Source organism: Streptomyces sp. NPDC020681 (genome assembly GCF_044334895.1).
GTDB lineage: Bacteria > Actinomycetota > Actinomycetes > Streptomycetales > Streptomycetaceae > Streptomyces.
This window is the reverse complement of the sequence record NZ_JBIRTX010000039.1, coordinates 1-7,865: the sequence shown is the minus strand read 5'-3', so window position 1 is coordinate 7,865 and position 7,865 is coordinate 1. Positions and strand designations below refer to the sequence as shown.

Annotated in this window: 4 protein-coding genes; 2 read left to right on the top strand and 2 right to left on the bottom strand. The window is 66.5% G+C overall.

What is annotated here, in order from left to right:
* Positions 1–392: 392 nt before the first annotated feature.
* Positions 393–1,823: an FAD-binding oxidoreductase gene (locus tag ACH4YL_RS39190; protein ID WP_398512312.1), complete on the bottom strand. Its 1,431-nt coding sequence runs from the start codon at positions 1,821–1,823 to the stop codon at positions 393–395.
* 738 nt (positions 1,824–2,561) lie between these two features.
* Between ACH4YL_RS39190 and ACH4YL_RS39185 the strand changes: the two genes are divergently transcribed.
* Positions 2,562–2,876, top strand: a complete 315-nt coding sequence (locus ACH4YL_RS39185) for a transposase family protein (protein ID WP_398512311.1) — start codon at positions 2,562–2,564, stop codon at positions 2,874–2,876.
* Between the two features lie 1,651 nt (positions 2,877–4,527).
* Here the strand turns inward: ACH4YL_RS39185 and ACH4YL_RS39180 are convergent.
* The gene (locus ACH4YL_RS39180) at positions 4,528–4,707 is read right to left on the bottom strand and encodes a hypothetical protein (RefSeq protein ID WP_398512310.1); all 180 of its coding nucleotides are present in this window, start codon (positions 4,705–4,707) and stop codon (positions 4,528–4,530) included.
* 1,236 nt (positions 4,708–5,943) lie between these two features.
* Between ACH4YL_RS39180 and ACH4YL_RS39175 the strand changes: the two genes are divergently transcribed.
* The gene (locus ACH4YL_RS39175) at positions 5,944–7,176 is read left to right on the top strand and encodes a cytochrome P450 (RefSeq protein ID WP_398512309.1); all 1,233 of its coding nucleotides are present in this window, start codon (positions 5,944–5,946) and stop codon (positions 7,174–7,176) included.
* Positions 7,177–7,865: the final 689 nt, after the last annotated feature.

The window sequence follows — 7,865 nt, the reverse complement described above, 5'->3', positions numbered from 1 at the left end:
TCGAGCATTTGTGGCGGTTCTCCAACTCGCACCGGATCGTGTCTTCCCGACGGATTCCCCCGGCGCGCTCGTTCGCTGTGTGATGTGGCGCGGTCCAAGCCAGGCAATCCAACGCTGACGACGAGAGTCCTAACAACACGCCGACAAGTTGAATTCTCTGCGACGCCATCTGGTGCGGTCCTCCGCTGGGTTCGCCTCCAAGCAGGACACCCGAAATTCATGCCTGCGCCGAAGGCGACCTACACCAGCGCCGACCGAGCAGGCCCCGGACGCCCTTGCCGCCTCCGACCTCGGTGGCCTGCTTCCCAGCCATCGTCCGAAGGAACGGGCGAGGCATGCCCCCCAGGTCCGGCCCCCTCAAGGTAGTGGGGCCGGACGTGGTATGTGTGGCGCTACCGGGTTGCCTCCTCCGAGGCGCGAGTCACATTCTTGTTGTGCGACAAGCGGTTGTCCGGATCCCACTCGCGCTTGAGCGCGACAATCCGCCGCCACTTGTCCTCGGATCCGTACACGCCGCGCAGCCACTCTGCGCCTCGGTCGGTGGAGAGGTTGACGTAGCCGTTCGGGAGCGAGAACGGGTTCACGGCGTTCATGGTGCCGTCGACCCACCCCTGGTACTCGCTGTCCTTCTCAGCTGGATCCCACTGGCCGAGGGTCTCCCAGAGCCACTCCGCCCCGGTGCGAGAAAACGCCTTCGAGTCCTCTTGGTAGTCGAACATCGCACCACCGAGGAGTTGGAAAGCGACCGCGCAGCTGGCGCCCGGCCCCGTCGGCGCGGGCCTGTCCATCACCCGATCGACCACAACGCGCCCGATCCGCTCGTCGACGCCGCCGAGATAGCCGCCGCGGCTCCACTGCCGGCGCCCGGGGGGTGCGAGCACGTCCAGGATCGAGTTGGCCTCGAGCCAGCTCGACGGACGCACCATGTCGGCCAACGGCCGGCCCAGCGCGCGCACGCGCGCCATCGCGGCCTCGTAACTGTCGAGTTCGCCGGTATAGACGACGATCAGAACGAAAATGGGAACGTTGATCATCTCGGGGGGCAGTCCGGGCAGCGGCGGAGCCGGCAGCAGGACCGGATAGATCGTCAGTTCACGCGGAGAGTCGGCCAGCGCCTCGTCGATCCGGGCGAGGATCGGCACGGCCTCCTCGATCGGATACGTGATCAGGCCGCTCATCACCCGGGGGCCGACCCTGCGAGCCTGGTAGGTGAAGGAGGTGGCGAGCGCCAGGTTGTGGCCGGCCCCGCGCAGCCCCCAGAACAACTCCTGGTTCTGGTCCTCCGAGCAGGTGAGACGGCGGCCGTCCATCGTCACCACCTCGCAGGACAGCAAGTGGTCGACGGTGGCGCCGAAACGCCGAGAGAGATAGCCGATACCGCCGCCGAGGGTGAGCCCGGCCGCGCCGGTCTTGGAGACCGTACCGGCTGGGACGACGTACCCGTGCTCCTGCGTCGTCCGGTCCATCTCACCCAGCAGCACGCCGGCCTGAATGGTTGTCACCCCAGTCTGCGGATCGCAGTCGGTCCGCTTCATCAGCGAGGTGTCGATCACGAACGCGTCATGGGGCATGGCATGGCCGTCGATCGCGTGGCCACCGCTGCGGACGGCGATCTTGACGTCCTTGCCGACCGCGTACCTGACCGCGGTGACGACATCGTCCGTGTCGGTGGCGCGCGCGATCAGCGATGGCCTACGATCCGACCAGCGTGTGTTGGGGATCTCTCGCACTTCGGCGTAGCCCTCATCATCGGGGCGCAGCACTGGGCCCTTGAAATCCGTGGGAAAATCCGCGAATTGCGTCGATACATTGCCCTCGAGCATGTCTCTCCTCGATTTTCGCTCGGTCCTGAAGCACGGTCTGCCGACGGGCTCCCCGTCGCGCCCCTCGTGGCTTAACCCATTTTCCTCGCCAGTTCCTCGGCGGGCGTGGTCAACTTAGCGGACGGCGGATGGCGTTGGAGTGGGCATCGTCAGATTGTGGTCCAACACCGCGCCCTCAGCCCGGTCTCTGGATTTCTTCAGCGTGGCCGTCGATTGGGTGGCGGTCGGCTGCGCGAGGCGTGTGCGGACCTCCAGGTTTGGTTGAGATGTCTCCTGTCTCAACCCGCGCGCCTGGGAACCTCTTTGCTGTCCCTTCCCGCCGCACTCGACCTCCCGCACGCGGTTCGTGTGGCGGGTCGCGATGCTGATCGTCAGCCGCGAGGGTGCCCGCCGCCGCAAGCTCCGACCGTCCCAGCGGGCCATGACCGCGCTGGTGTAGGTGCGCGAGCGCACGATGCTCGCCAAGATCGCCGCCGGGATTCTGAATCAGCGAGACCACCGCCCACGCTGCGTACTCAGAGTCACCGGAACTCTTGGTTGCCCTGGTTCCGCCCCAGCTGCACGCGCCGCGTCGCGCCGCGCCCGAGTACGTCTTGGTCGACGGCACCATCGCCGAGGGCAACCGGGTCGCTCCAACGGGCCGACTACTCCGGCAGGTCAGGCATCACGGCGGGAACATCCAGACCGTGTCCGGGCCGATAGGCGAACTGATCCAGTACTCGTCGGCACTGCTCGGCCGTGGAGGAGACATCACCGGGGGTCGCACGCAGCGAGTCGTCACAGTTCGTGAAGACTGAGTATCCTCGTCTTCGCGGACAAGGCTCACGAGGGAGTCGGCGGAACCTTCGCACGCCGTTCAAACGCCATTGCGGACGACTGCTGACCGCGCACCAACGGGTCGTCAACCGAGCACACGCCCGTCTCCGCGACTCGGTCGAGCGCTCCTTCGTCCGCCTCAAGGACTGGCGGATCTTCCGCCACGCCGCCTGCGGCCCCAACTGCCCGACGTCATCAATCGTGCAAGGTGTCGTCACCCCTGTGAGGCGCCGCTGAAGAAGTTCATCCACCTGCACGGAAATCGCTACCGGGCATCACCCGGCGGCACGTCTGATAGCGAACTCTTGCTTTGCCGTCAGAAGGTCAGCGTTCGGCGTCGCCGAGAGGATTCCACAAACAGGCAAGCTTTCTGCACCTTCAGCCCACCTTGACCGTATGCCTTTGCCGGCGTTCGAGACGGGTCATCACTGGACCGTGCCAAGTGGAGCAGCGTTTTTTGAAGCCCACGGTGGAAGTGCGCTCCTGTCTGAGTCCCTAGCGCAACCTGAGAGAGTGGTGCGACTGGCCCGCCTCGCCAATAGGGCGTGGTTCTTAATCGAAAGGCGCCCGCTTGCCGTTAGTGCCGTTGCTGGTGTCGATGCCGCTGCGGCCGGGTGCGGCGGTCGCCAAGCCGGGGCGCTGGTTCCAGGGCCTCCATCGGGGCGGGGGACAGCCGTTGTTACCTCCGCGCCGCGGCAAGAAGGGCACTCCTGGCGAGCTCGTCTATCTGGTTGAGCGGGGCGCTGAACCGGTGAGCAGGCAACTATCCGGCCGATGAGCCTGTTCGGACCTTCATTGGCGTTTCCGTGGCCCTTGCGCCTGGACGCCTTCTCGTTCAGAGTCGCGATGGCCAGCGCCAGCCGCTCCTCGTGCGGGCGGCGGGCATCGACCGGGGGTAGTAGGCGAAGGGCTCCGTCACTCACACGCAACAAGGCAAAGCACCGCCGTGCGCGGGAACTGTTCAAATGGAAGTCGAACGCGGGCGCGGGTACCACCTGGGCACTTCAGACGAGGGGCGCCGAAACCTCGACGGCGCACGCTCGGTCCACGCCCGCCCCGTCCACGGCGTCAAGCCCCTTTGAACGCGGGCGTGCTGACCTGAACCGAAAGACTCACCTACCCCAACGCCGGTAGACACCCGCAAGGTTTCCCGTTCCGAATCGGCGGTCCTGTGGCCGGCACCACAGTCATCCGCCCCGGGCGCCGTACCATCGCACAGCGGTGGATTTGATACGACGGCACCAGGTCGCTCCGGTGAACGCCTTCCGGACAGCGGCGAGTCACCGGCCGCTTCTGGCGGCCCAGTGGCCGCCGGGCCACAGCCGCTGCCCACTGTTCCCCCTGCCTCCCCTTCGTGGACGGCAACGCCTTCCGGATCGCTGACGAGCGGGTTCGCCCGTACCGACTCCGACGGTCACCGGTGGCACCCCGGACGAGGACCCGACGCCTTCGCTCGTGCACGGTTGACTGCGGCGTGTGTGCGGGTGCCAGCCAATTGCTGTGGTCACGCGTCTCGGCGGTTCACGATGGTGGCTGCTTCGGACCTCGAGGCGCAGTCGCGGCTGGAGTTGTTCCGCTGGCCGGCGTACTGCGACCGGCGTCGCCGACGCTCCGCCCGTGGCTAGGTCACGCTGGTCGAGTTCCAACAACAGCGACTGAACACATCACATATCGCTCGCGGCATGGGTTCAACCTCAAACCTGGCTTGGCCGGCGGCCAAGGATCTCCTCGTCGAGCAGGCTCACACGCCGGCCCAGGAGCGACAGCACGCCCGTCGAGGGCGGCGGAACGGCGAACATCCCTGATGGGACACCGTTCACGGCCACCATCTGCCTGTTCGTCATCCGCCAAACACATTGGTCGCCACGAGCAGCGGTTCCCAGGCAAGTCACACCATTTGGTTGATGGTAACCATCAGCTTACGTGCCTGAGCAGTTGCCCGCCGGGCCTTGCGGCAAGCACGACGCGCCTTGCGCATCATTTCCTGGTGTTGGGCTTCCTCGTACGCTCGGGCAGTTTCGTCCATGCGCTTGATGGTCTGGCGAGTCTTCTGGATCTGCTGCGACATGGCAGTGTCCTTAGAGAGGGGCAGGTGAAGATGTGTGGTGAGGCCGGCAGCGAGCTGTGGCGCGCCTCAGGGCTGTGGGCGATGCGTCATCTCGGACACCGCAAGCAGGGCCGTTCCGGCGGTTTCCATATCCACGTGCCTGCTGGCAAAACCCGAGGCGGTGATGTCGCGGGCGGCGCCTGCTACGGGCGACCCGCCCACAAGCATCCGAGCTCGCGTTCCCGGCCTGTCCCTGGCGCTGGTCACGGCAGGGCGGGGGTGATGCCCTACGGCGGTGCCACGGGGCTGCGCGCTGACCCCGGCAGCGTCGGCAGCCGTGATCGGATCCGGCTCGTTCACGGAGACCTGCACTCGGTTCATGGCCCCTCCAGAGGAGCTAGCCGATCCATATGCGCCAATGTGTCGTAGGGGACTTCACGAACCCTCAACAGCACCTGAACCAGGTTTCGGACGTGTCTGTCCGCAGGTCACGACTGCTGCCACGCCAGCTAGCTCTTCTCTCTTGCTGCTGGTCAGAGGCATGCTTGACCGAGGTAGGGAGCTGTTCCGTCGCAAGCCTGATCGGTGGTCCGTGTCGTGCCTGGGTCTGGCGCGGCCGCCGCCGTTGCCGTCCTGCTGCTCGGGTTCACCGGCGAACGCAGGCGGCGGAGCCGGCAGTGCCGGGTGATGAGTCGGAGGCCGATGCGTCGGAGGTTGGCACCATCAACTCCTCCAGCCCCGGCTGAGGCTGCCGCTGCCCGCGGCACGGGTGCGAGCGGGCTCACCGACGCGGAGACCAACCAGCGGATCGATGTCCTGCCCACCGCCAGGCCGACACCCTGGAGACACGGCTACGGACCCACCGCGGCGTCGAAATCGTATGCCGCGACGGCTCCGGCGCTTTCGTCAGCCGATCCGCCTACCTCGACCGGCTGAGCAGAGCGCCGATGCCGTGCGGCCGGCACCGGGGTACACAGTGCGGCGAGCGTCGGGAGTGTCCAACAACGGCGGATCAGCTGATCAAGGCGAGACGCCACGTGGGCGAGACGATGTTCGGGGATGAGTTCGTTGAAGGGCCGGCCGGTGATGTTCGGGGAGTTCCAGGAAACCCCAGGCCGCGCGTTCTCCGGCGATCATCAAGCTGTGGGGAACGTCTGGGCGGAGTTCGTGCCCTTCCTCTCCTTCGACACGCGATCTGGAAGGTCATCATCTTCTGGAGCAGGAAACTTGAACACAACAGACGCGAAGGAGGGGCCAGTGACGATTGCCCACAGCGACGCCGAATTCGACTTCAATCCCACGGTCAGCCCGCATCGAGAGGACCCGCACCTGTTCTACCGGGCAGCACGCAAGCGGCCGGTCACGATGAGCCCGTCGATGGGCGCCTATATGGTCAGCCGCTACGCCGACATCAAAACCGTGCTCGATGACCCGGACACCTTCTCGTCCACCGCAGCCCTACCGAAGATCTACGACAACCCGCCCGAGGTCGTGGCCGAGCTTGAGGCGGGCAACGTGCCGGAGACGACCATGGTCGTCAACGAGGACGAGCCACGGCACAAGCAGATGCGGGCGCTGTTCGATGCCGGGGTCAGCGGGGCGCGCGTGCGAATGCTGCTGCCACTGATGAAGCAGCGCGCGGACGAGCTCATCAACGGTTTCACCGGCGGGACCGCCGATCTCGTGAGCGAGTACGCCTTCCCATACGTGCAGACGATCATCAACGCGGTGATCGGTTTCCCGCCCGAGGACTCCGAGCTGATCCAGGGCTGGACCGACGACCTCACCGTGCTATGGAACCCGTTTACGCCGGTCGAAGACCGCGTCGCCTCGGCTCGCCGCGTTGGCGACTACACCCGCTACCTGCAAGAGCAGATCGATGACCGCAGAGCGAATCCGCGTGACGATATGATCTCCGGGCTCGTGCACGGCGCCAACGGGTTTCCCGGCCTGTCAGACGACTACATCCACAACATCATCCGCGGCGCTGCCCGCGTTGCCGGCTTCGACACGACCCGCGACGCGATCACCGCGACCGTGTTCGTGGCCCTGCGAAATCCGGATGTGGTCACGATGATCGCCAAAGACCCCATTCGAACAATCACGAAGGTGACCGAGGAGGCCCTGCGCCACGACGCCCCGAACCGCGCGTTGGGCCGGATCACCACTCGTGAGGTCGAACTCGGTGGCACGGTGCTGCCCCAGGGTTCGGTCCTGCTGCTCCTGTTCGGAGCGGCGAACCGGGACGAGACGGTGTTCCCGGACCCGGACGCGGTCGACCTGAACCGGCCGAACGTCCATGACCACGTCGCGTTCGGCAAGGGCCTGCATGCCTGCCCCGGCGCGCCACTGGCTCGCGCCGAGATCCGGGTCGCCCTGCAGACCCTGTTCGCCAGCCTCCCCAATCTGCGCCTGGCCGAGGACTACGAGCCCACCTACATCGCCAGTTACTTCTTCCGCGGGCTGGAGTCCCTGCGGGTGCGCTGGTGACGACGATGGTCACGGGCTCAGATGCCCGGGCGGGTCGCGATCGTCGGTGCGGGTCCCGCGGGCCTGTATGTGGGGCACAGTCCCGAACCCCAGCGGGAAGTCCACCGGCGGAAACCCCAGATCGCCACCGAGGGGTGGGAGGCCGACGCGGCGATGCCTCCGCTGCCGCCCAACCGTCGTTGTGCGGGCCGCGGGAGATCTGCATCTACGGCTATGCAAGCGAAGGGGAGATTCGTAGCTGGCCGTAGTGGCGGGGGTGCACTGCCGCTGTGAGGTCTTCTGGAAGCCCATGGTGAGATGACGCTGCAGGCCACAAGCAACACCAAGGTGAAGGTCGGCGGTCCATTGCCGTTGCCCCCGCTGCTGTGGTTCCTCGGCGTCCCGTGAGATCGGGCGACGGAGGCTGAGGCGTCTGCGCTGGTGGGATGGCTCCGCGTGGCTCCGAAGCCGCACGGCCGCTGGAAGTCGAACGCCGAACCTGCCCAACCTTCGAACCGGGCGGGCGCCCCGTCGGCCTAGCCCCGGGCGCCCGCCCGCCTCCGGGACGGCACGCCCCTGGCTACCCCCTTGGCGATCAGCAGATATGAAGGGTTCTGGGGCTGCCCACCGGTTGGGTGACTCGGGGCAGGGGTGAAGCGGGCGAAGTCCCCTGGGCTGTTGAGAGAGGTGTCGGGGCTCAACTCTCCAAC

What these genes read in the sequence shown, in the direction of transcription:
- ACH4YL_RS39180 (WP_398512310.1), bottom strand. Translation starts at nt 4,707, where the DNA reads ATGTCGCAGCAGATCCAGAAGACTCGCCAGACCATCAAGCGCATGGAC.
- ACH4YL_RS39190 (WP_398512312.1), bottom strand. Translation starts at nt 1,823, where the DNA reads ATGCTCGAGGGCAATGTATCGACGCAATTCGCGGATTTTCCCACGGAT.